The organism is Pseudomonas sp. AC355 (genome assembly GCF_979258205.1).
Genome location: NZ_OZ409843.1, coordinates 994,465 through 1,020,380 on the forward strand (window position 1 = coordinate 994,465; position 25,916 = coordinate 1,020,380).

Genomic DNA, 25,916 nt, shown 5'->3' on the forward strand with positions numbered 1-25,916 from the left:
TGTCAGCACCGCGCGCCTCATGAAAATTAGACGATGCCAGTGCTGTAGAAGACGCCAATGACGAAAAACACTGCCAGGGTCTTGATGATCGTTATGCCGAAAATATCCTTGTAGGCTTCGCGGTGGGTCAGCCCGGTGACCGCCAGCAGGGTGATCACCGCGCCGTTGTGGGGCAGGGTGTCCATGCCGCCGCTGGCCATGGAGGCGACGCGGTGCATGACTTCCAGCGGAATGTTGGCGGCGTTGGCGGCGGCGATGAAGCTGTCGGACATGGCCGCCAGGGCGATGCTCATGCCTCCCGACGCCGAGCCGGTGATGCCGGCCAGCAGGGTGACCGTCACTGCTTCGTTGACCAGTGGATCGGGGATGCCCTTGAGCGCGTCGGCGAGGATCAGGAAGCCCGGCAGCGATGCGATCACCGCGCCGAAGCCATACTCCGACGCAGTGTTCATCGCGGCCAGCAGCGAGCCACCCACTGCGCTCTTGGTGCCTTCGGCGAGCTTCTCGCGAATCACCCCGAAGGCGCTGATCAGCACCATCAGGATGCCCAGCAGCAGCGCCGCCTGCACCGCCCAGATGGCGGTCAGTTTGCTGACATCGGTCTGCAGCGGAGCCGCCATGCCGGCCAGTTGCAGGCTGTGGGTCTTGCCGTAGAACTCGGGAATCCAGTGGGTGAACAGCAGGTTGGCCACGCCCACCAGGATCAGCGGCGCGATGGCCAGCCATGGGCTGGGCAGCTTGATGTCGTCCGGGGTTTCCGGCTCGTTGCGCAGGTCGGTGCCGTAGCCCTCGCCAGCCCGCAAGGCCTTGCCCAGCTGCCGGCGCAGATAGAGCATGCCGACGCCCAGTACGAACAGGCTGCCGATCAGTCCCAGCCAGGGCGCGGCCCAGGCAGTGGTGTTGAAGAAGGTGGTGGGGATGATGTTCTGGATCTGCGGTGTGCCGGGCAGGGCGTCCATGGTGAAGCTGAACGCGCCGAGGGCGATGGTCGCAGGAATCAGTCGCTTGGGAATGTTGCTCTGGCGGAACATCTCGGCAGCGAACGGGTAGACCGCGAATACCACCACGAACAGCGACACGCCACCGTAGGTCAGCAGGGCGCAGACCAGTACGATCACCAGCATCGCCTGGCCGGTGCCGAACAGACGGATGGCGGCCGCCACGATGGAGCGCGAGAACCCGGACAGCTCGATCAGTTTGCCGAACACGGCACCGAGCAGGAACACCGGAAAATAGAGCTTGATGAAGCCAACCATCTTCTCCATGAACACCCCGGTGAAGGCGGGCGCCACGGCGCTGGGGTCGGTGAGCAGCACGGCACCGAGCGCGGCGATGGGAGCGAAGAGGATGACGCTGTAGCCACGGTAGGCGGCCAGCATCAGTAGAGCCAGTGCAGCGAGGGCGATGATGACACTCATCGTCTATCTCCTGACCCTGCAGCACGGCGAATCGAGAGGCTGCCGTAGCCTTCGAGTAACTCGCACAGGCGCTGTGGGCGCTTTTGTTTTTGTTGTCGGCGGCGGGTGGGCCCGCGACTGGCCTGTAGCGAGTTCTATGCCAGTTTTATAAGTAGTTGAATTTGAATGACTTTATTTTTAGCTAAGCGGCGCCGCCTGCTATCAATCCCGTTTCTGGGACGAAAATCAGGCGTTATGCCGTATTGACTTGATGTGCGCGCTTGTCCCGAAGGTGGGATCAGTCCCACATTCAGGACGACAGGCCGAGCTCCAGCATCTTGCGATACAGGGTGGAGCGGCCCAGGCCCAGCCGCTGCGCAGCTTGCGGCACATCTCCAGCAGTGGCGGCCAGGGCCTTGCGAATCAGTTCGCGCTCGAAGCCGGCACGGGCCTGGTGGAAGTCTTCGATCTGAGCGTCATCCGCAATCAGGTCGTTTGCTTCGGGCACCGCATGCAGCGTACCGATTGCTGCTGCCACCGCCGCGCGGTCGAGCAGCGTTTCATCGCTGAGCAGGCAGGCGCGTTCCAGCACGTTGTGCAGTTCACGGACGTTGCCGGGCCAGGCATGCCGAGCCAGCAGAGCCATGGCTTCGGGGTGCAGTTCGTGGCGTCCCTGCAGCGCGTCGAAGATCGCTTCGCAGAGTGCAGGCAGGTCTTCCAGGCGTTCGCGCAACGGCGGCACGGCGATGGTCAGCACGTTGAGGCGGTAGTACAGGTCGGCTCGGAAGGTGCCTTTGCGTACCGCTGCCTCCAGGTCGATGGACGTGGCGGCGATCAGCCTTACATCGCTGCGCAGCACCTCGTTGGAGCCCACTGGCTCGAACTCCTTCTCCTGCAGCACGCGCAGCAGCTTGCTCTGCAGTGGCAGCGGCATGTCGCCGATCTCGTCGAGAAACAGCGTGCCGCCGTGAGCGATCTGCAGTTTGCCAGCTCGGCCTTTGCGATCGGCGCCGGTGAAGGCGCCAGGCGCGGTACCGAAGAATTCCGCTTCGAGCAGGGTTTCCGGAATCGCCGCGGTGTTCAGGCTGACGAAGGGTTTGCTGGCCCGCGGCGACGCATTGTGGATGGCATGGGCGAGCAGCTCCTTGCCGGTGCCGGTTTCGCCCAGCAGCAATACCGCCGAATCGCTGGTCGCGCTGCGTCTGGCCAGGCGCTTGACCTCCAGGCTGCGGGCGCTGGTACCGATGAAATGGGCGAAGCTGTACTTGGCCTGGCGGGACTTGAGTTGCGAGCGCGTGGAGGCCAGCTCCTGCTGCATCGCCTGGTAGCGGGCCAGTAGCGGCGACAGCGATTGCAGCTCGTCGAACAGCGCGAAGCCGATGGCGCCGATCACCTCGCCGGCATCATCATGGATGGGCAGGCGCATCACCACCAGCGGTTCCCGTGGCGTGTCCATCATGTCCAGCAGGATCGGCCGGCCGCTCTTCACCACATCGCGCAGCAGGCTGCCGGGAATCACGCTTTCGCAGGGTCTGCCGATGGCTTCGCTGGCGTGGCCGAGACCGAAGCGCTGGGCGTAACGCTCGTTGATCCACACGATGCGCGCATCACGGTCGACGATGATGGTGCCTTCGCTGGACTGCTCGAAGATCTCGAACAGCGAGTGAATGGCCAGTTGGCGGACGTAGGGGTAATTGCCGAGGTCGTTCATGGCGCTCATCGTGGCGGACGCAGAGCGCGGATCATAAACCAGATAGTTGCAGGGACGGGCAGGCGTGGCACGCAGGGCGCGCCACGCTTTTCACTTAGGAGGCGTCTGCGGCCTTGCGCGGGGCTTTGGTGGCAGTGGTTTCGATCAAGCCATCGGCGCGGAACATAGCCTTGATGCCACGTACTGCCTGGCGGATACGATCCTGGTTCTCGATCAGGGCGAAGCGCACGTGGTCGTCGCCGTAATCACCGAAACCGATGCCCGGCGACACGCAAACCTTGGCTTCGGCCAGCAGCTTCTTGGCGAACTCCAGGGAGCCAAGATGCGCGTAGGCCTCGGGAATCTTCGCCCAAACGTACATCGAGGCCTTGGGGTTCTCGACCATCCAGCCCAGCTCGTGCAGGCCCTTGACCAGCACGTTACGACGCTGGCGATACTGCTCGGCGATGTCGCGCACGCATTGCTGGTCGCCTTCGAGGGCGGCAATGGCGGCCACCTGTAGCGGTGTGAAGGTGCCGTAGTCGTGGTAGCTCTTGATCCGCCCGAGGGCGTTGACCAGCTCCGGGTTGCCGACCATGAAGCCGATCCGCCAGCCGGCCATGTTGTAGCTCTTGGACAGGGTGAAGAATTCCACGGCGATGTCCTTGGCGCCTGGCACCTGCATGATCGACGGGGCTTTCCAGCCGTCGTAGACGATGTCGGCATACGCCAGGTCGTGGATCACCAGCACGTTGTACTGCTTGGCCAGGGCCACCACGCGCTCGAAGAAGTCCAGCTCCACACACTGCGCGGTGGGGTTGGAGGGAAAGCCCAGGATCATCATCTTCGGCTTGGGGATACTCTCGCGGATCGCCCGTTCCAGCTCGATGAAGAAGTCCACACCGGGCACCAGTGGCACCGAACGCACCTGGGCGCCGGCGATCACGGCACCGTAGATATGAATCGGGTAGCTGGGGTTGGGCACCAGCACGGTATCGCCATGATCCAGGGTGGCCAGCATCAGGTGCGCCAGGCCTTCCTTGGAGCCGATGGTGACGATGGCTTCGCTTTCCGGGTCGATATCGACCTGATAGCGATCCTGGTACCAGCGCGAGATCGCCCGGCGCAGGCGCGGGATACCACGGGAGGTGGAGTAGCCATGGGTGTCTTCACGCTGAGCGACCTGCACCAGCTTTTCCACGATATGCGGCGGCGTCGCGCCATCGGGGTTGCCCATGCTCAGGTCGATGATGTCCTCGCCACGGCGGCGAGCAGCCATCTTCAGTTCAGCGGTGATGTTGAAAACGTAAGGGGGGAGACGATCGATGCGCGCAAAGCGGCGCGGAGCTTGGTCAGCCATGCTTTCCTCGGAGAACGTAAGCGCCCGGAACCGTCCGAGCGACGTAGGCCACTGCGGTGGCCTGGGCGGACAATAATCTCAGCCGCAGGCTTTGTCGAGAGGCTCTGCACAAACAATCGCGCGCGTTGCACCAGTCGCCGGTGGCCGGCATGAAACGATATCCTTGGCCACGACTCGAACACCGATGCTCACCGCCGGGCAGAGCGAATCGGCGTCGCATCACAACAAACAGAGAGCCGTCATCGAGATGAATCACGGATATATCGCCATGGGCCTGTTCACCGCCAGCCTGGCTCTGTCGCTTCCTGCCGTTGCCATGTCCGAGCAGGCGTTTCAGGGGCGCGCCGCTGAAGTGTTCAAGCCACTGATGGCAAAGTACGACGTTCCCGGTCTGGCTGTCGGCGTGACCTGGAAGGGCAGGCATTATGTGTACACCCAGGGTATGGCAGATCGGGCAGCAGCCATTCCGGTCGACTCCGCCACACTGTTCGAGCTGGGGTCGCTGAGCAAGACCTTCAACGTTACCCTGGCGGCACTTGCGCAGCAGCGTTCGCTGTTGTCGCTCGATGACCCGGCGGCGAAGCACATCCCCGAGATGGACAAGCGCCCGTTCGGCGCCCTGAGCCTGATGGATCTGGCCACCCACCAGAGCAGCGGCCTGCCATTGCAGCCGCCGGATGTGGCCAAAGACGACGCCAGCTTGATGGCCTGGTTGAAACAATGGCAGCCGGTGGCCGGCAGTGGCCATGAGCGCTCTTACTCCAACGTCAGTATCGGCATGCTTGGGCGGATCTCGGCTCAGGCATTCGGGCAGCCCTATGCCCAGGCGCTCCACGACAACGTACTGCAGCCTCTGGCGCTTCAGCATACTTACGTCGAAGTGCCTGCTGCGCAGGTGAAGCACTATGCCTATGGGTACGCGCGTGACAACAACGCAGCGATCCGGGTCAATCCAGGCATGCTCGATGCCGAAGCCTACGGCTTGAAGTCGGATATCGACGACATGCTGCGCTTCGTCGATATCAACCTGGGTGCCATCGCCGTGCCCGAACAGCTTTCCACCGCCATACAGACAACGCATCAAGGCGTTACTCGAACATCCGCATTCACCCAGGCGATGATCTGGGAGCGCTATCCCTGGCCGGTTTCCCGTGCGGAGCTGTTAGCCGGCAACGCCCCGGCCCTGGCCCTGGAAAGCCAGCCGGCCAGCCGCTTGAGCGCCAGAGACACCTCCGAGCATGGCGTACTGTTCAGCAAGACCGGCTCGACCAATGGTTTTGGCGGTTATGTCGCTTTCATCCCCGATGAAGAGATCGGCCTGGTCCTGCTGGCCAACCGCAACGTGCCGTTGGAACCTCGTGTAGATGCGGCCTTCACGCTGCTTCAGCAGGTGTTGAAAGACGATCGCTAACGTCATGCTCGTATGGCTCAGGCATTTTTCAGGCGTAGCAGCAGGGTGATGAGGGTTTCGATATCCGCATCCGTGGTACGCCAGGAGCTCACACTCAGGCGGAAGGCCGGTCGGCCCTGCCAGACGGTGGCGCCGAACCAGACTTCGCCTGAGTCCTGCGCTGCCTTGAGAATCGCAGCGGTTTGCTCGTCCGAGTCGGCGCGCACCAGCACCTGATTGAGCCGCACCCGGTTGAGTACCTGATAGCCACCGTCACGCAGCGCTTCTGCAACGCGCCCGGCCTGACGGATATGGCGGTCGATCATTTCGCGCAAGCCGTCGCGGCCGAGACTGGCCAGCGCCGCCCAGATCGCCACGCCGCGCGCGCGCCGGGAAAACTCCAGGGTCAGATTCTTCTGCGAATCCTTCGAGGCCATGGCATAGGCTGCATCGCTGTTCATCGCCGCAGCCAGGGCATCGCCATCGCGACAGATGGCCATGGCGCTGTCGTACGGGGTGTTTAGCCATTTGTGGCCGTCGGTGGTCCAGCTGTCGGCTTGTTCGATGCCTTCGGCCAGCCCAGCCGACGAAGAGGCTCGTGCCCACAGGCCGAATGCGCCGTCGACATGCACCCAGGCACCAGCAGCCCGGGCGCGGGGAATCAGTTCGGCGAAGCGGTCGAACTCGCCGGTGTTGACCTCACCGGCCTGAAGGATCAGCAGGGTGCGGTCATCCAGTTCCGGGAGCCGGGCGGGGTCGATACGGCCATGTTCGTCTACTGGCGCCAGTTGCAGGCGACCCATGCCGAAGCCGAGCACGCGCAAGGCTTTTTTTACCGTGATGTGGGCGGTTTCGGAAATCACCACGCGAATCTCCGGCGCCCCGATCAAGCCGTCCTGATCGAAATCCCAACCCAGTTTTGCCAGCAACCGGCGGCGTGCTGCAGACAGGCAGGCGAGGGTGCATGCTGTGGCGCTGGTACCGAAGCCGACTGCGCTTTCGGTCGGCAGGCCAAGCGCCTCGCAGACCCAGCGGGCTGCGACTTTCTCCAGCTTGTCGGCAACTGGGGAGCCGTCGAATGACGACGCGCACTGATCCCACGCCAGCACCATGCGCTCGGCGGCCGCAGCGGCAGGCAGGGTGGCGCCGATCACGAAGCCGAAGTAGCGCGGGCCATTGCTGGTGACGGTCGCGGGCGTACCCAGTTCGTCGAGCTTGTGCAGCACCTGCTTGGCAAGGCTTCCAGCGGTTGGCAGGGGCTGGTCGAAGCTGTCCAGCGCCGCGATGGCGCTCTCCAGCGGGTAGACCCGGCGTTGCTCAATGCTGTCGTAATAGGCGAGGGCGCGACGATCGGCGTCGGCCAGTAAAGCGCGTTCATCGGTGTGCATGGGGCGGTTCTCGGCAGGGAAATTCGATGCGACACCCTAACCGAGCGTGGTATGGCGCGGGCAGATACAGCCTTCTGGTGCTTTTCCCCTACAGTCGGCCAGCCAGTACAGCTGTATCCGGTACAGTTGTCTGGCGGGTGTTTCTGCGGCGACCCCGGGTTTTCCAGCGCGCATAAAAAAGCCCCGCACCAGGCGGGGCTTTCTAACGCAGGTGAAGCCTTAAGCTTGAACGACCGGGATGTTCGCGTTGGCCGCAGCCTCGCGGAACTCGGCGATCTGGTCGAAGCTCAGGTAGCGGTAAACGTCGGCAGCCATGCTGTCGATGTTCTTCGCGTACTCCATGTACTCTTCGACGGTCGGCAGCTTGCCCAGGATGGACGCGACAGCGGCCAGCTCGGCAGAAGCCAGGTACACGTTGGCACCATCGCCCAGGCGGTTCGGGAAGTTACGGGTCGACGTCGACACCACGGTCGAGTTCGGCTCGACGCGTGCCTGGTTACCCATGCACAGCGAGCAGCCCGGCATTTCCATGCGCGCGCCAGCCTTGCCGTAGATGCCGTAGTAGCCTTCTTCGGTCAGTTGGTGAGCGTCCATCTTGGTCGGCGGCGACAGCCACAGACGGGTAGGCAGCTGACCCTTGACCTGTTCCAGCAGTTTACCGGCAGCGCGGAAGTGACCGATGTTGGTCATGCACGAGCCGATGAACACTTCGTCGATCTTCTCGCCCTGAACGGTCGACAGCAGGCGCGCGTCGTCCGGGTCGTTAGGTGCGCAGAGAACGGGCTCCTTGATATCGGCCAGGTCGATTTCGACGATTTCGGCGTACTCGGCGTCCTTGTCTGCGCTGAGCAGCACAGGGTTGGCCAACCAGGCTTCCATCGCTTGAGCACGACGTTCCATGGTGCGCGCATCGCCGTAGCCTTCGCTGATCATCCAGCGCAGCAGGGTGATGTTCGACTTCAGGTACTCGGCAATGGCTTTTTCCGGCAGCTTGATGGTGCAACCTGCAGCGGAACGCTCGGCAGAGGCGTCGGACAGCTCGAACGCCTGCTCGACGGTCAGGTCGTCCAGGCCTTCGATTTCCAGGATGCGGCCGGAGAAGGCGTTGATCTTGCCTTTCTTCTCGACGGTCAGCAGGCCTTGCTGGATGCCGTAGTAAGGGATGGCATGTACCAGGTCACGCAGAGTGATGCCCGGTTGCAGCTTGCCCTTGAAGCGCACCAGAACCGACTCCGGCATATCCAGCGGCATAACGCCGGTGGCTGCGGCGAAGGCAACCAGGCCCGAACCGGCCGGGAAGGAGATGCCGATCGGGAAGCGGGTGTGCGAGTCACCACCGGTGCCGACGGTATCCGGCAGCAGCATGCGGTTCAGCCAGCTGTGGATGATGCCGTCGCCAGGACGCAGTGACACGCCGCCACGGGTGCGGATGAAATCCGGCAGGGTGTGGTGGGTGGTGACGTCGATCGGCTTCGGATAGGCCGCGGTGTGGCAGAAGGACTGCATCACCAGGTCAGCGGAGAAGCCCAGGCAAGCCAGGTCTTTCAGCTCGTCGCGGGTCATCGGGCCAGTGGTGTCCTGGGAACCGACGGTGGTCATCTTCGGCTCGCAGTAGGTGCCCGGACGAACACCTTTGTCTTCCGGCAGTCCGCAGGCCTTGCCGACCATCTTCTGTGCCAGGGTGTAGCCCTTGCCAGTGTCGACCGGCGCTTCTGGCAGTTTGAACAGGTCGGTTGGGCCCAGACCCAGCTCGGCACGTGCTTTTTCGGTCAGGCCACGGCCGACGATCAGCGGGATACGGCCGCCAGCGCGAACTTCGTCGAGCAGAACCGGGGTCTTCATTTCGAAGGTGGTGATGACGTCGTCAGTACCGTGCTTGCAGACTTTGCCTGCGTGCGGGTACAGGTCGATCACGTCGCCCATGTTGATGTTCGACACATCGAATTCGATCGGCAGGGCGCCGGCGTCTTCCATGGTGTTGTAGAAGATCGGCGCGATTTTCGAGCCGAAGCAGAAACCGCCAGCACGCTTGTTAGGCACGTAGGGGATGTCGTCGCCGAAGAACCACAGCACCGAGTTGGTGGCGGATTTACGCGAGGACCCGGTACCGACCACGTCACCGACGTAGGCAACCGGGAAGCCGTCGCCGTACATCTGGGCGATTTGCTTCATCGGGCCGATGGAGCCTTGTACGTCAGGCACGATGCCGTCGCGGGCCATTTTCAGCATGGCCAGGGCGTGCAGCGGGATGTCCGGGCGCGACCAGGCATCCGGAGCGGGCGACAGGTCGTCGGTGTTGGTTTCGCCGGTTACCTTGAAAACCCGCAGGCTGATCTTGTCGGCCAGGGTTGGACGCTTCTTGAACCATTCGCCATCGGCCCAGGACTGCAGCACGCCTTGAGCGTGGACATTGCCTGCTTTGGCTTTTTCGGCAACGTCGTGGAACGCGTCGAACATCAGCAGCGTGTGTTTGAGCTGTTCAGCTGCGATGGCGGCCAGTTCGGCGTCATCCAGCAACTCGACCAGGGTCGCGATGTTGTAGCCGCCCTGCATGGTGCCGAGCAGTTCGGTTGCGCGCTTCTTGTCGAGCAGGGGGGAAGTGGCTTCGCCCTTGGCGATAGCGGAGAGGAAACCGGCTTTTACATAGGCCGCTTCGTCGACGCCTGGCGGCACGCGATTGGTGATCAGGTCGAGGAGGAATTCTTCTTCGCCGGCCGGCGGGTTCTTCAGCAGGTCAACGAGACCAGCGGTTTGTTCGGCGTTTAGCGGCTGGGGCACGATACCCTGGGCGGCACGCTCTGCTACGTGTTTGCGGTAGGCTTCAAGCACAGTTATTACCCTCATCAGTGATCCCAAATAGGGTGTCCGGGACGCATGCAGGAACGCATTAAACACATCCGCAGCTCAGCCTCATGGGCTGTGCGCGATGGTTTCAATGCTTCCATCCGGAAGCTGCTTTCAAAGTTTTACGCCGGCAGGACGGGTCTGATGAGGGGCTGGCATGGCCGGGGGATGACCATGCCAACATCGACCTGCAGGATCGACTGTGCTCGTGACGCTTTGAAAACAGCTTCCAACGGACATTGGCGCCTTTCGCAAGGCGCGCTGATTCTAGCGGAATACTGGAGCAAAGTTAAGCGAAAGACCCATCATCCTCTGGGGTGTTCCGTATTAGACAAAGGGCTAAGATGTTCCCTCAACAGTCCTGTGTATCGATGTAACGCATGTCCAATCAACCTATCAAGACGCCTTGTGTCGGCCTGTGCTCTACGGTCTTCGGTGATTCCGTGTGCCGCGGCTGCAAGCGCTTCCACCATGAAGTGATCAACTGGAACGGCTACAGCGACGAGGAGAAGCAGTCGGTCTGGCTGCGCCTGGAGATGCTTCTGGTGCAGGTCATGACGGCCAAGCTGGAAGTGTTCGACGAGGGGCTTCTGCTCAAACAGCTGCAGCAGCGGCAGATTCGCTATGTTCCTCACCAGTCCGCGTATTGCTGGGCCTACCAGCTTCTGGCGCGTGGTGCCCGGGTGATCACTCAGGTGGACGCCTACGGTATTTCCCTGTTGCCGGAGTTTCGCGATTGGGAGCTGCCAGATCTGCGTGACGCCATCGACCGGGAGTTCTTCCTGCTCTCCGAGGCACATTTCGAGCGCTACATCGCCCCGCGTTTTCTCAAGGAAGGCATGGAGCTTCGCGTTTAGGCCTGCCAGCTCTGTAGGCCGACGCTGAGCGCATCAATAGCTGGGATCAGTTGTCCTGGGTATCGCTGCGCTCAACCACAGGCTACGGTCGTGTCAAACCCGCAGTCAGGGCTGCTCGACAATTATGGTGTCCCTTCCACGTAAAAGCCCGGCACTTGGCCGGGCTTTTACGTGGAAGGGCGATCTGTCAGCGGTATTCGCACAGGTAAGCGGTGTCTTGTTCGACCTTCAACTGGAACTTGCTGTCGGCCGGCACGGTGAAACGGCTGCCAGCGGTGAAGGTTTCCCATTTCTCGCTACCCGGCAGCTTCACGGTCAGCGCGCCGGCGATCACATGCATGACTTCCAGCTGATTGGTGCCGAACTCGTACTCACCTGCAGCCATTACGCCGATAGTGGCCGGGCCTTCTGCCATGCCGAATGCGATGGATTTGACGGTGCCGTCGAAATACTCATTGACCTTGAACATGTGCATCCTCGTTAGCGGGCAGAAATAAATGGCTGGCAAGTATGCCCAACACGTTTCGCTGCGTCACCTGCATACGTGCGCCATCATCTGATCATTACCAGCGGTAGCAGGCGGGCAGTATTACGGGCATCGGTCAGTGCGCGGTGTTGCTGGCCGCTGAAAGCGATTCCCGCCAAGTGCAATGCCGCATTCAAACCGACCGGGCGCGCCAATTGGCGCTCTTCGGCGAAGCGTCGCTTGAGGTTCAGGTGTGGCAGAGTCTGCAGGTGGCTGACCAGCTCGTTGTTTTGCCAGTCCTGTTGCAACTGCTTACGGTCGTAATCGCCCCAGCTGCACCAGCCTTGCAGGCGCATTCGATGGGGTTCCAGCCAGCGTTCGAATTGCGGCCAGAGCAGCGGCAGAGTCAGTGCCGAGGCGACATCCGCCTGGCTGATATGGGTTAGCTCACGGCAAAAGCGAGTGAGGTTTGGGCGGCGTAGCGGCCTGACGAAGCGCTGGAAGTGGTCGATCTCGTGACCATTGGCGTTAACCAGGCTGGCGCCAATCTCGATGATTTCCATCTGCTCGATGGGCCAGCCACCTTCTTCCGTGGTGGCTTCCAGATCGATGACCAGCCAATACCCCATAGCTTCTCCTTGTCCGTTAAACCCGGTGCATCTCAGGTGGTGATGAGTGCTGCAGACTCAGACCGATGAATGGCCGCATTCGTGCCATTTGCGAAATGCCATCATGCCTCTTGTCTCTTTCCAAGGCTGGCTATACTTGGCGGCACGGAAGGTATTGTTCCTCTTCGTATGGGTGATAGGTGAGCGTGTTTCATGGATGACTCCGTAGTGTTTTTCGACGATGAGCCTGTTGGCAGCACGCAGCAGCCGGTTTGGCACATTCTCACCGTAGACGATGATCCAGGCTTTCAACGCGCCACGGCTTTCGCCATGAGCGAGATGGAAATTTTTGGCCGGCGTATCGAGATACAGCAGGCCTTCAGCAATCGCCAGGCGGCGATGATTCTCGCCGAACAACGCGATATCGCCCTGGTTCTGCTCGACGTGGTGATGGAGACCGAGGATGCCGGCCTGCGCTTGGTCAAGACCCTGCGCGAGGTGATCGGCAATGCCGAGATCCGCGTCGTGCTACTCACTGGCGAGCCTGGCATGGCACCTGTGCAGGAGGTCATGCGTGATTACGACATCAACGATTACTGGTCCAAAAGCGAGCTGAGTGCCGAGCGCCTGCGTACGGTGCTGACCGCCGGGCTGCGCAGTTACTCGCAGCTCAAGGCCACCGCCCGCGCCCGCCGTGGCCTGCAGATGATCGTCGAGTCCAGCAATGCGCTGTTTTGTTCGAAGAACACCCGCGAGTTGTCAGCCAAGATCCTCTCCGAGATTGCCTCGTTGCTGGACTTGCAAGCCGAAGGCATCGTCTGCGTCAAGGCGCAGGAGCCTAGCCCCGGCAGCCTTCCCAATGCTCATGTGATCAGCGCCAGCGGGCGCTTTTACGCATCCATCGATGGCGACCTGGATGGGCTGCGCGACGATGCCGTGGCCAGCGCCTTGCGCTGTAGCCTGCAAAAGCAATGCACGCTGCGCTTCGACGATTGCACCGTACTATTTTTTCCGCGCTTTCAGGCCGGCGCTGACTACGCCTGTTACGTAGCGACCGAGCGCACCTTGGATGATACCGAGCTTGAACTGCTCGAGGTCTTCAGTGCCAGTATCAGCCGTGGCCTCTATAACGTCGCGTTGTTCAGCCGCCTGGAGGAGATGGCCTACCAGGACGACTTGCTGAAGATCCCTAACCGCAATGCGCTGATTCGCATGCTCGACATGACGCTTAGCAGTTCGAATAAGGACGAGCGGGTGTTGGTGCTGATCGATATCGACAACTTTTCCGGCGCCAACACCGCTTTCGGGACTGGTTATGGAGATTTCATCCTGGGCCTGGTGGCCAACCGACTGCGCGAGACCTTTGATGGCAGCGTGCTGATCGCCCGGGTACGCGATGATCTGTTTGCCATTCTCGGCCCGGAAGATCAGGTACGCGCCGAGGATATCGTGGCGTTGTTCCGCCGCCCCAATCGCCCTTATGAACTCGGCCAGGTGCATAGCCTGAGCAGCGTGACCCTGTACCTGCGCGATTTTGACGACACCGCCAGCGTCGCGCTTCAGGACGCGCGGCTTACGCTCAAGCAGGCCAAGCAATTGGGCCATGATCAGCATGTGGTGCACGACCGTCAGTTGCAGGGGGCTCACGCCGAATCCTTCCGCTTGTTGCTGGCATTGCGTGATGCGGTGGCCAGCGATCTGATCAGTATCGAGCTGCAGCCCCAGCTGGACATGCGCAGTGGCGTTGTCACTGGTGTCGAAGCCCTGGCTCGCTGGTATCAAGCCGACGGCAAGGCGATACCGCCACTGCAATTCATTCCGCTCGCTGAAGCCACCGGCTACATTCTGCCTCTGGGCGATCTGCTCATGCGCTTGTCGCTGCAAGCGGCCAGGCGCTTGGACGAGGCCGGCTATGGCGACATTCGGGTCGCCATCAATGTCTCGGCAACGCAGTTGCTGCAGCGCGATTTCATCGAGCGCTTCACCCAGCATCTGGAGTCGGCAGGGGTGCGGGCCAGCCAGGTCGAGCTGGAAATCACCGAATCGGTGGCCATGCGTTCGTTCGAGCAGGTCTGTGAGCAGTTGCTGGCCCTGCGCGAGATGGGCGTGAAGGTCGCCATCGACGATTTTGGCACCGGCTTCTCGTCGCTTAGCTACTTGCGGCAACTGCCCGCCGATCGCCTGAAGATAGACCGCAGCTTCGTGGAGGAGCTGCGCGCCGAAGACGATGGTCAGTCGATCGCCGAGGCCATCATCCAGATTGCCCGGCGTGTAGGCATGTCGGTCATTGCTGAAGGCGTGGAAAACCAGGATCAGGTCGAGTGGTTGACGCAACATGAGTGCGTGGAAGCGCAAGGCTACCTGTTTGCCAAACCCATGCCGCTGGAGCGTTTGCTGAGCTGGCTGGGTGAGCGTGCGTACCGGTGATAATCAGCCGAGCGGCAAGGTGGCGCAAAGCGCTGTCAAAACCCCTGCCACGCAACCTGCTGGTTCTGTTTCTACCTTGGTCGCTGCTGATCATTGTGCTCAGCGTACTGCTCTATGACCGTATGCTCAATGATCGCCTCGAACCGCTTCTGGATGCGCAAAGCGACAGCCTGGGGGAGGGCGTCGCCGTTCTGGAACGCCACCTGGCCAGCCTGCGCGGTGATCTGCAGTTCCTCAGCCAGCAACCTTTGCTGACGCGAGCCATCAAGTACGCTTCCAATGACAGCTACGCCGCGTTGAGCGAGCTGTTCGTCGAGTTTTCCAGCAGTCGTGGGGTTTACCAGCGCATCCGTTGGCTCGATGAAACCGGCATGGAGCGCGTTCGTGTCGATGCAGTTTCCGGTGCGGTGCGGGCAGTAGACACAACGGATTTGCAAAATGACTCCGCTGCCTACTATTTCGTGGAAACCATGCACTTGTATCGGGGCGAGTCCTACCTGTCGCGCTTCGACCTCGATCGGCAATATCGGCCTGATGGCTCGATCCGCGCGCTGGTGCCCATATTGCGGGCTGCGGTGCCCGTGTTCAGTGATCGGGGCGAGCGGCGAGGCATCCTGATCCTCGACTACCGAGCCGAACGCCTGCTTGGCCGCTTGCAGGAAACCTCCGCCGCTTATGGTGGCTCGCTGCAACTGCTCGACCATGAAGGCTACTGGATGCTGGGCGAGCGCCCCGAATATGCCTGGGGCTTCATGCTCGGCAAGCCCGAAATGACGCTCGCCAGCCTTCAACCATCGAGCTGGCGACGATTGCAGCAAGAGCAGCGCGGCTCGTTCATCGACTCCGCCGGTTTCTGGGCGTACAACCATTTCCGTCCGGGCGACGGTAACTCGGCGACCATAAACGTGGCGGATCACTGGTTGCTGCTGTCACACCTGCCCGCTGAGAATCTTGATGCCTTGCGTTGGGAAGTGTTGTGGCGGGTACTGCTGTTCTTCGGTGTACTGCAGGGGCTTGGGCTGCTGGTCAGCGTGCGGCGCGCCATCGACGAAGCGGAGCGTTTGCGGGCTGAGCACGAGTTGCATGTCAGCAGCCGAGCCCTGGCCTTCAGCAATGAGCAATTGCAGCGCACCGTCGACCAACTGCAGCGAACCCGGCGCGCCCTGTTGCAGGCGGAAAAGCTGTCGTCTTTGGGCACCATGGTTGCCGGTGTCGCCCACGAACTGAACACTCCAATCGGCGCGGCAAGTGTGGCGGCTTCGACGCTGGAGAAAGCCAGCCAGGAGTTCCAGGCCGGAATGCGTGAGGGCTTGAAGCGCACCACACTGGATCGTTTCGTACAGCGTACCGATGATGGTCTGGGCATCATTCTTACCAGCCTGGAGCGTATGTCGCAGCTTACTCGGGCGTTCAAGCAACTGGCCACCGACCGTGCCAGTACCGAGCGACGTCGCTTCGATCTGCGCGAGCTGGTCGATGAAGTCGTTCTGCTGCTACAGCCGAAGCTGCGGCAGAGCCCGCACCGTATCCAACTCGACGTCGCGCAAAATCTCATGCTTGACAGCTATCCAGGCCCTCTCGGGCAGATCTTGCAGAACCTCATCGACAACGCTCTGATTCATGCCTTCGATCCGGGCGTTAAAGGGGTGGTGACGGTGCGCTGTGAGGTCGACGAATCCCAGGGGCATTGCGTGATCGAAGTCAGCGATGATGGACGTGGAATGGACGACGACCTGCAGGGCAAGATCTTCGACCCATTCTTCACAACTCGCCGCGGACAGGGCGGCACGGGCCTCGGCCTGCATATCACCCACCAGCTGGCGGTGGATATTCTCGGCGCTCAATTGGATGTGGACAGTGCCCCTGGTCAGGGTTCACGCTTTAGCATTCGCTTGAGCCTGGGCTGACGGCAGGGGCTGCCAGCCTCCCGCCGGGCACGCTAGAATTGCCGCCGCTTAGCGCCGTGTCGTTCGTTCGAGGTTCCTCCCCATGCAATGCCGTCCCGGTTGTGGCGCCTGCTGCATTTCTCCCTCCATCAGCTCCTTCATTCCTGGCATGCCCAACGGCAAACCGGCGGGCCAGCGTTGCGTAAACCTCGATCAGGGCAACCGCTGCACAATCTTCGGTCATCCGGATCGCCCCGCAGTTTGCTCGGCATTTTCGGCAGATCTCGATGTCTGCGGTAATAGCAGCGAGGACGCTATCCACCTGCTCGCCTGGCTGGAGGGTGCTACGGCAACAGCTGTTTAGGCGCTACAAGAAAACAAGTCAGCCCCGGAGAATGAAATGTCGTTGACCCGATTGTTGGTAGCAAGCACTGCCCTGTGTATCGCGTCTGCCACTCACGCCGAAGGGTGGAGCCTGGTCAAGGACGAAGAGGGCATCAAGGTGTACTTGAGCGACGTGGCCGGTTCACCCTACAAGGCCTATCGCGGCGTGACCCTGATCAAGGCTGATATAAGCAGGCTCAGGGCGCTTCAGGAAGACGTCAAGGCGTCGTGCGCCTGGATTCACGAGTGCCAGGAGCAGCGGCTGCTCAAGAACGAAGGGGACAAGAGCTGGACATACACGCGTTTCAATACTCCATGGCCCGTCACGCCCCGTGATTCGATCATAGAAGTGACGACCGAGCAGGGCGCCGATGGCAGTGTGACCCGCAAGTTGCATGGCGTGCCCGACTACAAGCCGGAAGAGAAAGGCTATGTGCGGGTGGCTGAAGTAGAGGGGCACTGGACGATGACCCCCAAGGCTGACGGCATGGTCGAGGTCATCTACGAAGCACATTCCGACCCAGGAGGCAGCGTTCCTTCATGGCTCTCCAATAAATTCGTCGTAGAGGCGCCGTTCAATACCCTCAAGGGCATGCGGGAAAAGGCCACTCAGTAGAATGCGCCAGAAATGAAAAGGCCCGCCAATTGGCGGGCCTTTTCACGTACGGGGGAGTCGATCAGTCGTCGCTGCCCATGATGCCGAAGATTTGTAGCAGGCTGACAAACAGGTTGTAGATCGATACATACAGGCTGATGGTCGCCATGATGTAGTTACGCTCACCACCGTGAATGATCGCGCTGGTCTGATACAGGATGCAGGCCGACGAGAACAGCACGAAGCCAGCGCTGATTGCCAGTTGCAGGCCGCTGATCTGGAAGAAGAAGCTAGCCAGCACAGCACCCAGCAGGACGAAGAAGCCGGCGGTGATGAAACCGCTCAGGAAGCTCATGTCCTTACGGGTAGTCAGCACATAGGCAGACAGACCACAGAACACCAGAGCCGTCATCATGAATGCCGAGCTGACGACTTCAGCGCCATTAGCCATGCCCATGTAACGGTTGAGGATCGGGCCCAGGGTGTAACCCATGAAGCCAGTCAGTGCGAAGGCGGACAGCAGGCCCCAGCCGGAGTCACGCAGCTTTGCTGTCAGGAAGAACAGGCCATAGAAGCCGATCAGCACGACGAAAATGTTTGGGTACGGCACGTTGGCACGTTGAGCCATGAACGCCACGATGCCACTGAATGCCAAAGTGAGAGCCAGCAAACCGTAAGTGTTGCGCAGAACGCTGCTGACTGCGGTTTGTTCAACCCGTGTAGGGTTGTGTGCGTAATCTTGTTCGCGCATGGCGACACTCCTGTAAAGGCTAATGGTTCCGTGACCAAGGTCGGGAGGCATCATAGCAGAGCCTTGGGTACTGCCCAATCAGAGTGTTTGACAGTGTGTTACGTTCCGGTAAGATGCCGCCCGCAACCAACAAGGTTGCAAAGGGATGTTTCGGCAAGATGAAGCATCCAAGTCGACCTGGAGGGTTGGCAGAGTGGTTGAATGCACCGGTCTTGAAAACCGGCGAACGTTAATAGCGTTTCTAGGGTTCGAATCCCTAGCCCTCCACCAAATACAAAAAAAGGCTTAGGTGAAAACCTAAGCCTTTTTTTGTATTTGGCACTCTTGCTCGGAGCAAAAAATGATTACAAGGAGCTTTTCTCTGACATCGTAATTTGCGCTATGCAGCGGTATGGCTATCTATCAGTACCCCAGTGTTCCTTTGAGCTCCGCATACACAGCGGTCATCAGAATCTTGTTTTGCAATTGCGCGGCTGAAAGCCTGCGGGTCGCTACAAGGTTGCATTGCAGATCGAGGCAATCGACCTGCAAGCCGTCAGATGAGGTTTCCGTGACGATGTGATAACGGTCGGCGCTTACGGTCTTGAGCTGCTTGATGAGCATATCCATATGTGTACCCTCGGTATTTACCACTGTCTGGTGATTCAGAGTGGTGCCGTGGGTCTAGCGTTCCGCTTAAATTACAAGGGGTGTCAGCCTGCCAATACCTATGCAGATTGCCTGCCATTGGTTTATTGCAGGTCTCGTGCGAAAGGGTATTTTGAACCCTTTAGAATCTTACTTGGTGCACGGTCAGCGTGTTTGGCCGCGCACCTGTAATTGACGCTTGTAAATTGACGTTTTGAGCTAACTCAGGCGTCAGGTTTTTTGATATGGTGACAATCTCCCACGCAGTTGCTGTGCGGCGCTCGCACAGATACGAGGTGTTCGTTTGATTAAGGTATTGGTTGTCGATGATCATGACCTGGTTCGCACGGGCATTTCGCGCATGTTGGCTGACATTGAGGGGCTACAAGTCATCGGCCAGGCCAGCTCAGGCGAGGAATCGCTCAAGAAGGTTCGTGAGTTGAAGCCGGATGTCGTCCTGATGGACGTCAAGATGCCGGGTATCGGCGGTCTTGAGGCCACCCGTAAGCTGACCCGCAGCCATCCCGATCTCAAGGTCGTAGCGGTTACCGTGTGTGAAGAAGATCCGTTTCCGACTCGCCTTCTGCAAGCAGGCGCTGCCGGCTATTTGACCAAAGGCGCAGCGCTGGAAGAAATGGTGCAAGCCATTCGTATGGTCTTCTCGGGGCAGCGTTTTATCAGCGCGCAGATTGCTCAGCAGTTGGCCCTCAAATCCTTCCAGCCACAGAGCAGCAATTCGCCGTTCGACCTGCTCTCCGAGCGGGAGATCCAGATCGCCCTCATGATTGCCGGCTGTCAGAAGGTACAGAACATTTCCGACAAGCTTTGCCTGTCGCCCAAGACGGTGAATACCTACCGTTATCGGATTTTCGAGAAATTATCGATCACCAGTGATGTGGAGTTGGCGTTGCTTGCTGTCCGCCACGGCATGGTCGATGCCACCAACTGAAGTCACTCCCGTGTTCGATGCCAGTGCCTTTCTCGCCACCTGCAGTGGTCGCCCTGGGGTGTATCGCATGTTCGATACAAGCTCGAACCTGCTGTACGTCGGTAAAGCCAAGAACCTGAAGAAGCGTCTTGCCAGCTACTTTCGCAAGACCGGGCTGGCGACCAAGACGTCCGCGCTGGTCGGCAAGATCGCCCAGGTGGAAACCACCATCACCGCCAACGAGACCGAGGCGCTGCTGCTCGAGCAGACGCTGATCAAGGAATGGCGGCCGCCGTACAACATCCTGCTGCGTGACGACAAATCCTATCCGTACGTATTCCTGTCGGACGGTGACTACCCGCGCCTGGACATCCATCGCGGCGCCAAGAACAGTAAGGGCCGCTATTTCGGGCCTTACCCGAGCGCGGGTGCGATCCGGGAAAGTCTGGCGCTATTGCAGAAGACTTTTCTGGTGCGCCAATGTGAAGACAGTTACTTCAAGAACCGCACGCGGCCCTGCCTGCAATACCAGATCAAACGGTGCAAGGCGCCTTGTGTCGCCCTCGTCGAACCGGCCGAGTACGCCGAGGATGTGCGTCACTCGGTGATGTTTCTAGAAGGGCGCAGCAATGCCTTGAATGCCGAGCTGTCCACGAACATGCAGCAGGCCTCCATGGCACTGGATTTCGAGAAAGCCGCCGAACTGCGTGACCAGATGGCGCTGCTGCGCCGCGTGCAGGACCAGCAAAGCATGGAGGGTGGTACCGGCGACGTCGATGTCATCGCGGCCATGGTCAACCCAGGTGGCGCCTGCGTACATCTAATCAGCGTGCGTGGCGGGCGCGTGCTTGGCAGCAAGAATTTCTTCCCCCAGGTGGCGATCGAAGAAGAGGCCCAGGATGTGCTCGTGGCGTTTCTCGGTCAGTACTACCTGGGCAGTCAGGAGCGCGATCTGCCGACCGAACTGATCGTCAATGCGCCCCATGAGGACTATCCCGTGCTGATCGCCGCCATTCAGGAGCTGCGTGGGCGTGAGCTGGGCATCAGCTACCGTGTCCGTGGCACCAGAGCACGCTGGCAAGCCCTGGCCGTGACTAACGCCGAGCAGGCGCTGGGCGCTAGACTAGCTAACCGTGCGCACATGGCAGGGCGTTTCGATGCGCTGGCTGAAGCTCTGGACATGGACGAAGTGCCGCAACGTCTAGAGTGCTTTGACATCAGTCACTCCAGCGGCGAGGCGACCGTGGCCTCTTGCGTGGTGTTCGGCCCCGAAGGCCCGATCAAATCCGACTACCGGCGCTACAACATCGAAGGCGTGACCGGCGGTGACGACTACGCCGCCATGCACCAGGCGCTGACCCGCCGCTTCAGCAAAGTTAAGCAGAACGAGGGTAAGTTGCCGGACATCCTGTTGGTCGATGGCGGCAAGGGCCAGTTGGCCATGGCGCGCGAAGTGCTGACCCAGCTGGAGGTGCCAGAGTTGATTCTGCTGGGTGTAGCCAAAGGCACTACGCGTAAGCCCGGCCTGGAAACCCTGTACCTGAACGACGCCGCACACGAATTTACCTTGCCGGGCAATTCACCGGCCCTGCACCTGATACAGCAGATTCGCGACGAATCGCATCGTTTTGCCATCACAGGGCACCGTGCCCGTCGTGGCAAGACGCGACGTACCTCAACTCTGGAAGAAGTGGCCGGAGTAGGGCCGAAACGTCGCCGTGAACTGCTTAACCACTTTGGTGGTCTGCAAGAGTTGTCCCGTGCCAGTGCTGAAGAGATCGCTAAAGCACCCGGCATTAGTAAAAAGCTGGCAGGGTTGATTTATGCTGCCCTGCACAGCGAGTAGAATGCTGCCTCACCTAACCGCCCAGTCGAGCCGATGAATATCCCCAACCTCCTAACGGTGCTCCGCGTTCTGCTGATCCCGATCTTCATTTTGTTGTTCTACATGCCATTCTCATGGAGCTACTGGGCTGCCAGCGCGGTATTCGCCTTTGCCGCCGTGACCGATTGGCTCGATGGCTACCTGGCGCGTCGCTGGGAGCAGAGCACGCCGTTCGGCGCCTTCCTCGACCCTGTTGCGGACAAGCTGATGGTTGCCACCGCCTTGGTGCTGCTGGTCGCCGAGCACGCCAACCTGTGGCTGACCGTGCCTGCGACCATCATCATTGGTCGTGAAATCGTCGTTTCGGCGTTACGCGAATGGATGGCCGAGCTGGGGGCAAGAGCGCATGTTGCGGTGTCCAACCTGGCCAAGTGGAAGACCGCCGCGCAAATGGTGGCGCTGGTAATCCTGCTCGGTAACCCGCCGCTGTTCGGTTTCTGGGTACTGGTCGGTTATATGCTGCTGATTATCGCGGCTGTGCTCACCTTGTGGTCGATGGTGCAATACCTGCTGGCCGCCTGGCCGCACCTCAGCGTGACCGCAGAAAAGAAATAACTTTTTTGAATCAAGAGCTTGACTGGGCGTTGCGAAGCTATAGAATGGCGCCCGTCGATAAGACAAGCGGGAATAGCTCAGTTGGTAGAGCACGACCTTGCCAAGGTCGGGGTCGCGAGTTCGAGTCTCGTTTCCCGCTCCAATTTAAACGGGCCGTCTAGTACGGCCTGTTCAGTTTAAAGGCTGAGTAGCAGAGTGGTTATGCACCGGATTGCAAATCCGTGAACGCCGGTTCGATTCCGACCTCAGCCTCCAAACAGAAAGCCCCGTAGTTAATAGCTACGGGGCTTTTTTGTGTCTGTTTGGATAGTTGTAGTAGTTCACGCACGCTGTACGTGATATCCAAACTGGTGACTTGTATATCCATCAAGGGGAGGCGCTACCCTGTTGGATACTACTGGGGTGGGGCGCTTGTCGGGGCGTGCCAATCAGCCATTCATCAGTTTGATCCACCGGTAGCAGCAGTACAGTAACGCTGGTGCTATGGAGAGGGAGAGGCTTACGCCAAGAGAGAGCCCGACCACAAAGTGGATCACGACGAAAACCACAACGGCGAACGCAAGCAGCGCCGTGGTGAGCCCATCCACCAAGGCAACATCTTCTGCGGCCTTGTTCCAGGTGTTTTCCGGGCGATTCTTCAGCGAGCGTTTTTTGCGCACGAGCCAGACGTCAGTGACGAAATCCATCACCCACTCGATCAGCCCGCCGATAAATACCAACATACTCACTCCCTGAAACTGTCTTCAATGATCCTGATCGTGAGATATAGCTGAGTCAATGGCGAAAGGCATCGGTATTTATGGGGCGCGTCGCAGAAAATGAAAGGCCAGTCTTTGGCGTAAGCGCGTCAAGCCGCAGCGTTTAATAGGGGCGATGCAATGAGAGCCATCGCATCGCGCCTACGACAGGCTCCTGCATTGATAGCCGATCATCATCAACCCTTAGCTCTTACGATCCGGCCAGCCTTTACCTCGCCAGCATATTTGTTGAGCCGATCCTCGCCGTTGATCAGCACGCCGACCATGCGAAGAATGGCCCAGGCATCTGCTTCGTTCTCTGTGCCTCTGAGGCGTTCTGCAATTTTGACCAGGTCGACGGATGCCCATTTCAGGTCTTCTGCGACTGCTTTGAGGTCTTGTTTCAATATCTGAGTTTGACGCTGTCCCATGTTGCCTCTTTCGTATTTGTTGATTCTTTAGTTGCCCATAATGATCCGGCACCACTTCTTATCCGGCATGAGGCAAGTTTGGAGCTGCTCAGCCTCGACCTATCCTGGATTGCCAAGTATTGTACTTATGGCCTGCGGTAACCGTTATGCCCCTGATCGCGACTCCCAATGCCTCCGAAACTGAAACATCCGCCAGCGATTACATGATGTTCGGCACGCCGATGGAGCGCCTGGATTTCTACCGCCGGGAAGTTCATCACGAGACGGGCCAGTTATCGAGCCGTACCAACGTCTGTAGGCACGGTCGTTTCTGATGATCGTCAGTTCGCTGAGCGCATGGCCTTGCATCAGGGCCTCTGCGGCGATCATCGGGCACTGGCAATTTAAGTAGGACACGCTGCTGCGCAGTGAGCCGCGGTTCGGGCATGTCTATGATGATTCGCCGCTATTCTGCGAAACCGAGGCGTGTGAAGAGCGTTATCGCAAGTCGCTGTTGTTCTCGCTGCGCTCGCCATGGATGTTCAGCAGGTTCTGGGGGATTCTGGGCGCGTTCTCGGTGGTGCAGTTCGCCACAGCCCACATCTGAAATGGCCGAATGATAGAGCGAGGCGGGCGCGTCGCATTCACTTCACCGGCTCGGGCCCCGCGTGGGCGGGGCCGCATCTCGTTAACCAGACAGGCTTAGCGTGTGCCTGTCTTGAGGCCATCGAGATAGTCGATATTGGGCTCCTGCGCCTTCTTGCCAGGCTTGGCAGTGGTCTGCAGTTCGCTTTTGAGCTTCGCTTGCAGTGCGTCGATCAGCAGAGACTGACGCGCTTGGCCTTCGAGATGGGCTTCGATGGCCTGGATTATCTCGGTGTTCATGCTGGTGTAATTCTCGTTGGCCAGGTCTTCAATACGCTTACGCATTCCGTCCGGCAAACGAACCACGAACTTATCAGCAGTACGAGCGTTGAATACTGGTTTGGTCACGGTAGGCTGCTCCATGTTGGGTGGTAATAGCTATTTGATGCCATGCAGCACAATAGTTCATATCCCTGGACGATCGGCTGTTTATTCATGTTGCTGTGGGACGTATCACGCCGGAAAAGCGAATGGCGTAACATCAGGGCAGTCATCAATGGTTGGAGGTAAGGATGTTCAGCGCAATTGACTGGATCTATCTTGTGGTACTGGCCGTGCTAGCCATCAGCGTGCTCTATGCCTACTTCAGGCCTGCCGCGAAAAAGCGCAAGGCCGAAAGCGACTCCAGCAGCTCCAGTGGCGGCTCTGGCGGTACCATGATTACCGACAACGATGTCTCGGCGGATTCTGGCGGCGGCGACGGCAACGGCGGCGGGGGCGGGGGCGGGGGCGATTGAGCAGGGTGCATTCGCTCTCGTGTTCTGCGGCAAATATTTCGCTCCGACGCTTGATGATCGAATGATTCGAATTACGGCATAGTGATATTGCATGCCAACCTGGCTGGGCGTCCGGTGCTTGTTCCAAGAATGACGCCCACCAACATACTTATCGTACTGGCCACGTGATCGGCAGGCGCTAGCCCTACGGCGAGATAGGGTCACTGGCCGGGAAGGTTTCCTTGAGCGCGTTATCCATCTTCGCCTTCCTACCTTGCGCCTGGCGGCTGATAGTCACTTCATCGTGGTCTGCGGCGGGGGCGTGTCGCTCTCATGGCGCTCCCTTTTTTCAGCGCAGCTCAGAAAGTCCTTGAGCTGACAATTACCGGTAATGCCACGCTGGGCGATCAGCGCCGCGATCTTGATCAGCCCGACGACTCCATCCTGCCTGATACCACTGAATGCACTCACCATGCCTACGGCTAGTGAGAGCAAGCGCTCGGTACCTTCAACATTCTTGTACGCGTGCATGTGACACCTCATCTGGATGTACCTCCGCATGGAGGTAACGCAACAGTGAAGAGTGTCGCAGGGGCAATGTCCCGGGTGGCTTACCAACGGTTGAATTGCGTGGCGCCGCGGGATTTCGATCGACCATGCCGACTAGCCGACAGGCGGGACAGAATGTCCTCCTGACAGTCTATTTGCGCGAACTAAACTTCGAGGGTCATCACAGTGAGGAAGGAGTTTCCAAGATGATGTCCATTCTCGAGCAGCGCCGCATCGTCGAATGCGCATTTCTACCATTGGTTTGTAGTTGCACCATCGATGCCAATGAGTCGGTGACTATCCAGATCCAGGATCCTGTCACCGCGCAGATTTATCTGAATGTCACCGGAATATCGCGTGCAGAGCTCTCGACATCACGGCAAATATCCCAATTGGTGATACAGCTGCGTCAGGATCTGCGCACGCTGAATTCAGGGAGTGATCGCAAGGAGGCCTGATGCCGTCAGCCGCGCTCCCGATCAGGCAGAGTGAACTGCCTCCACATCCCGCAGCCTCAGTTAGCAGTACTGACTATTGAAGAGGATGACGATATGGACGGTGGAAAATTCGATGGCCTCGATCTCGAGCGCTTCCATTCGCTGCTGGCGCAAGAGCTGGGGCTGACGGAGGATGAGCTGGAAACCTGGATGGTGGAAGAGCGCGAGCGGGTCGACGAGGACGGCCAGTTGATCGGCCACGCCGTCACCTTCAAGCACGATATGCCCTTCGATCTGCGTGCTCGCGTGCGCGGCATGGCCGGCGATCATGTCGCCCATACCGGGCTCATCGAGCTGGACTCCTGAGTGCTTGATAGTGCTGAT

The 25,916-nt window shown here is 59.8% G+C and carries 25 protein-coding genes, 3 tRNA genes and 1 pseudogene; 16 read left to right on the top strand and 13 right to left on the bottom strand.

The window, feature by feature from the left end; genetic code table 11:
• Positions 1-26: 26 nt before the first annotated feature.
• From ACZ0AI_RS04760 to alaC, 3 genes are all read right to left on the bottom strand, one after another.
• Positions 27-1,418 carry a GntP family permease gene (locus tag ACZ0AI_RS04760; protein WP_463564788.1) on the bottom strand — a complete coding sequence of 464 codons (1,392 nt, stop codon included), beginning with the start codon at positions 1,416-1,418 and terminating at the stop codon, positions 27-29.
• Between the two features lie 289 nt (positions 1,419-1,707).
• Positions 1,708-3,108: a sigma-54 interaction domain-containing protein gene (locus tag ACZ0AI_RS04765; RefSeq protein ID WP_463564789.1), complete on the bottom strand. Its 1,401-nt coding sequence runs from the start codon at positions 3,106-3,108 to the stop codon at positions 1,708-1,710.
• 94 nt (positions 3,109-3,202) lie between these two features.
• Positions 3,203-4,447, bottom strand: coding sequence for an alanine transaminase (alaC, locus tag ACZ0AI_RS04770; protein ID WP_463564790.1), 1,245 nt, complete (start codon positions 4,445-4,447; stop codon positions 3,203-3,205).
• Between the two features lie 247 nt (positions 4,448-4,694).
• Between alaC and ampC the strand changes: the two genes are divergently transcribed.
• On the top strand, positions 4,695-5,858 hold the full coding sequence (ampC, locus tag ACZ0AI_RS04775; protein ID WP_463564791.1) for a class C beta-lactamase: 1,164 nt from the start codon (positions 4,695-4,697) through the stop codon (positions 5,856-5,858).
• A gap of 17 nt (positions 5,859-5,875) precedes the next feature.
• Here the strand turns inward: ampC and ACZ0AI_RS04780 are convergent, their stop codons facing one another.
• Together ACZ0AI_RS04780 and acnB are read right to left on the bottom strand one after the other, a co-directional pair.
• The gene (locus ACZ0AI_RS04780) at positions 5,876-7,225 is read right to left on the bottom strand and encodes a pyridoxal phosphate-dependent decarboxylase family protein (protein WP_463564792.1); all 1,350 of its coding nucleotides are present in this window, start codon (positions 7,223-7,225) and stop codon (positions 5,876-5,878) included.
• 219 nt (positions 7,226-7,444) lie between these two features.
• The gene (gene acnB, locus ACZ0AI_RS04785) at positions 7,445-10,054 is read right to left on the bottom strand and encodes a bifunctional aconitate hydratase 2/2-methylisocitrate dehydratase (protein ID WP_463566052.1); all 2,610 of its coding nucleotides are present in this window, start codon (positions 10,052-10,054) and stop codon (positions 7,445-7,447) included.
• 395 nt (positions 10,055-10,449) lie between these two features.
• On the opposite strand from acnB, the gene ACZ0AI_RS04790 reads away from it, so the two are divergent.
• A complete protein-coding gene (locus ACZ0AI_RS04790) occupies positions 10,450-10,926 on the top strand; it encodes a DUF1289 domain-containing protein (protein ID WP_225832476.1) in 477 nt (158 codons plus the stop codon).
• Positions 10,927-11,113: 187 nt separating this feature from the next.
• Here the strand turns inward: ACZ0AI_RS04790 and ppnP are convergent, their stop codons facing one another.
• A complete protein-coding gene (ppnP, locus tag ACZ0AI_RS04795; protein WP_463564793.1) occupies positions 11,114-11,395 on the bottom strand; it encodes a pyrimidine/purine nucleoside phosphorylase in 282 nt (93 codons plus the stop codon).
• Between the two features lie 83 nt (positions 11,396-11,478).
• Positions 11,479-12,021 carry a 3'-5' exonuclease gene (locus ACZ0AI_RS04800; RefSeq protein ID WP_463564794.1) on the bottom strand — a complete coding sequence of 181 codons (543 nt, stop codon included), beginning with the start codon at positions 12,019-12,021 and terminating at the stop codon, positions 11,479-11,481.
• Positions 12,022-12,213: 192 nt separating this feature from the next.
• Here ACZ0AI_RS04800 and ACZ0AI_RS04805 point away from each other — a divergent pair, with 192 nt between their 5' ends.
• The 4 genes from ACZ0AI_RS04805 (at position 12,214) to ACZ0AI_RS04820 (ending at position 17,313) form a co-directional block, all read left to right on the top strand.
• Positions 12,214-14,427, top strand: coding sequence for a putative bifunctional diguanylate cyclase/phosphodiesterase (locus tag ACZ0AI_RS04805; protein WP_463564795.1), 2,214 nt, complete (start codon positions 12,214-12,216; stop codon positions 14,425-14,427).
• Positions 14,424-16,334 carry a sensor histidine kinase gene (locus tag ACZ0AI_RS04810; RefSeq protein WP_463564796.1) on the top strand — a complete coding sequence of 637 codons (1,911 nt, stop codon included), beginning with the start codon at positions 14,424-14,426 and terminating at the stop codon, positions 16,332-16,334. Before ACZ0AI_RS04805 ends, ACZ0AI_RS04810 begins: the two co-directional genes overlap by 4 nt.
• An 82-nt stretch (positions 16,335-16,416) precedes the next feature.
• Positions 16,417-16,677 (top strand): YkgJ family cysteine cluster protein, encoded by a 261-nt coding sequence (locus ACZ0AI_RS04815; RefSeq protein ID WP_463564797.1) that lies wholly within the window; start codon positions 16,417-16,419, stop codon positions 16,675-16,677.
• A 36-nt stretch (positions 16,678-16,713) separates the two neighbouring features.
• A complete protein-coding gene (locus tag ACZ0AI_RS04820) occupies positions 16,714-17,313 on the top strand; it encodes an START domain-containing protein (protein WP_463564798.1) in 600 nt (199 codons plus the stop codon).
• A gap of 61 nt (positions 17,314-17,374) precedes the next feature.
• Here the strand turns inward: ACZ0AI_RS04820 and ACZ0AI_RS04825 are convergent, their stop codons facing one another.
• The gene (locus tag ACZ0AI_RS04825) at positions 17,375-18,043 is read right to left on the bottom strand and encodes a Bax inhibitor-1/YccA family protein (protein ID WP_463564799.1); all 669 of its coding nucleotides are present in this window, start codon (positions 18,041-18,043) and stop codon (positions 17,375-17,377) included.
• A 179-nt stretch (positions 18,044-18,222) separates the two neighbouring features.
• On the opposite strand from ACZ0AI_RS04825, the gene ACZ0AI_RS04830 reads away from it, so the two are divergent.
• A tRNA-Ser gene (locus ACZ0AI_RS04830) sits at positions 18,223-18,313 on the top strand.
• Between the two features lie 132 nt (positions 18,314-18,445).
• Here the strand turns inward: ACZ0AI_RS04830 and ACZ0AI_RS04835 are convergent.
• Positions 18,446-18,652, bottom strand: coding sequence for a hypothetical protein (locus tag ACZ0AI_RS04835; protein ID WP_463564800.1), 207 nt, complete (start codon positions 18,650-18,652; stop codon positions 18,446-18,448).
• A 322-nt stretch (positions 18,653-18,974) separates the two neighbouring features.
• Here ACZ0AI_RS04835 and gacA point away from each other — a divergent pair, with 322 nt between their 5' ends.
• The 5 genes from gacA to ACZ0AI_RS04860 all read left to right on the top strand — a co-directional run bounded on the left by gacA (position 18,975) and on the right by ACZ0AI_RS04860 (position 22,293).
• Positions 18,975-19,619, top strand: a complete 645-nt coding sequence (gacA, locus tag ACZ0AI_RS04840) for a response regulator transcription factor GacA (RefSeq protein ID WP_463564801.1) — start codon at positions 18,975-18,977, stop codon at positions 19,617-19,619.
• Complete coding sequence (uvrC, locus tag ACZ0AI_RS04845; RefSeq protein ID WP_463564802.1) at positions 19,606-21,444, top strand: excinuclease ABC subunit UvrC; 1,839 nt, start codon at positions 19,606-19,608, stop codon at positions 21,442-21,444. Before gacA ends, uvrC begins: the two co-directional genes overlap by 14 nt.
• Before the next feature lie 33 nt (positions 21,445-21,477).
• On the top strand, positions 21,478-22,038 hold the full coding sequence (gene pgsA / locus ACZ0AI_RS04850) for a CDP-diacylglycerol--glycerol-3-phosphate 3-phosphatidyltransferase (RefSeq protein WP_463564803.1): 561 nt from the start codon (positions 21,478-21,480) through the stop codon (positions 22,036-22,038).
• 66 nt (positions 22,039-22,104) lie between these two features.
• Positions 22,105-22,180 (top strand) — tRNA-Gly (locus tag ACZ0AI_RS04855).
• 39 nt (positions 22,181-22,219) lie between these two features.
• Positions 22,220-22,293: transfer RNA gene (locus ACZ0AI_RS04860), tRNA-Cys, on the top strand.
• A 173-nt stretch (positions 22,294-22,466) separates the two neighbouring features.
• Here the strand turns inward: ACZ0AI_RS04860 and ACZ0AI_RS04865 are convergent.
• On the bottom strand, positions 22,467-22,760 hold the full coding sequence (locus tag ACZ0AI_RS04865) for a hypothetical protein (RefSeq protein ID WP_463564804.1): 294 nt from the start codon (positions 22,758-22,760) through the stop codon (positions 22,467-22,469).
• Between the two features lie 212 nt (positions 22,761-22,972).
• Positions 22,973-23,206: a hypothetical protein gene (locus ACZ0AI_RS04870; RefSeq protein WP_225832446.1), complete on the bottom strand. Its 234-nt coding sequence runs from the start codon at positions 23,204-23,206 to the stop codon at positions 22,973-22,975.
• Between the two features lie 146 nt (positions 23,207-23,352).
• Here ACZ0AI_RS04870 and ACZ0AI_RS04875 point away from each other — a divergent pair.
• Positions 23,353-23,792: pseudogene (locus ACZ0AI_RS04875) on the top strand (hypothetical protein).
• A gap of 95 nt (positions 23,793-23,887) precedes the next feature.
• Here the strand turns inward: ACZ0AI_RS04875 and ACZ0AI_RS04880 are convergent.
• Positions 23,888-24,178, bottom strand: coding sequence for an Arc family DNA-binding protein (locus ACZ0AI_RS04880; RefSeq protein ID WP_463564805.1), 291 nt, complete (start codon positions 24,176-24,178; stop codon positions 23,888-23,890).
• 164 nt (positions 24,179-24,342) lie between these two features.
• Between ACZ0AI_RS04880 and ACZ0AI_RS04885 the strand changes: the two genes are divergently transcribed.
• Positions 24,343-24,567 (top strand): hypothetical protein, encoded by a 225-nt coding sequence (locus ACZ0AI_RS04885; RefSeq protein WP_463564806.1) that lies wholly within the window; start codon positions 24,343-24,345, stop codon positions 24,565-24,567.
• A 273-nt stretch (positions 24,568-24,840) separates the two neighbouring features.
• On the opposite strand, the gene ACZ0AI_RS04890 is transcribed toward ACZ0AI_RS04885, so the two are convergent.
• A complete protein-coding gene (locus ACZ0AI_RS04890; RefSeq protein ID WP_463564807.1) occupies positions 24,841-25,077 on the bottom strand; it encodes a YgaP family membrane protein in 237 nt (78 codons plus the stop codon).
• A 224-nt stretch (positions 25,078-25,301) separates the two neighbouring features.
• Here ACZ0AI_RS04890 and ACZ0AI_RS04895 point away from each other — a divergent pair, with 224 nt between their 5' ends.
• Together ACZ0AI_RS04895 and ACZ0AI_RS04900 are read left to right on the top strand one after the other, a co-directional pair.
• Complete coding sequence (locus tag ACZ0AI_RS04895) at positions 25,302-25,553, top strand: DUF1652 domain-containing protein (protein ID WP_463564808.1); 252 nt, start codon at positions 25,302-25,304, stop codon at positions 25,551-25,553.
• 93 nt (positions 25,554-25,646) lie between these two features.
• Positions 25,647-25,898: a hypothetical protein gene (locus ACZ0AI_RS04900; protein ID WP_463564809.1), complete on the top strand. Its 252-nt coding sequence runs from the start codon at positions 25,647-25,649 to the stop codon at positions 25,896-25,898.
• Positions 25,899-25,916: the final 18 nt, after the last annotated feature.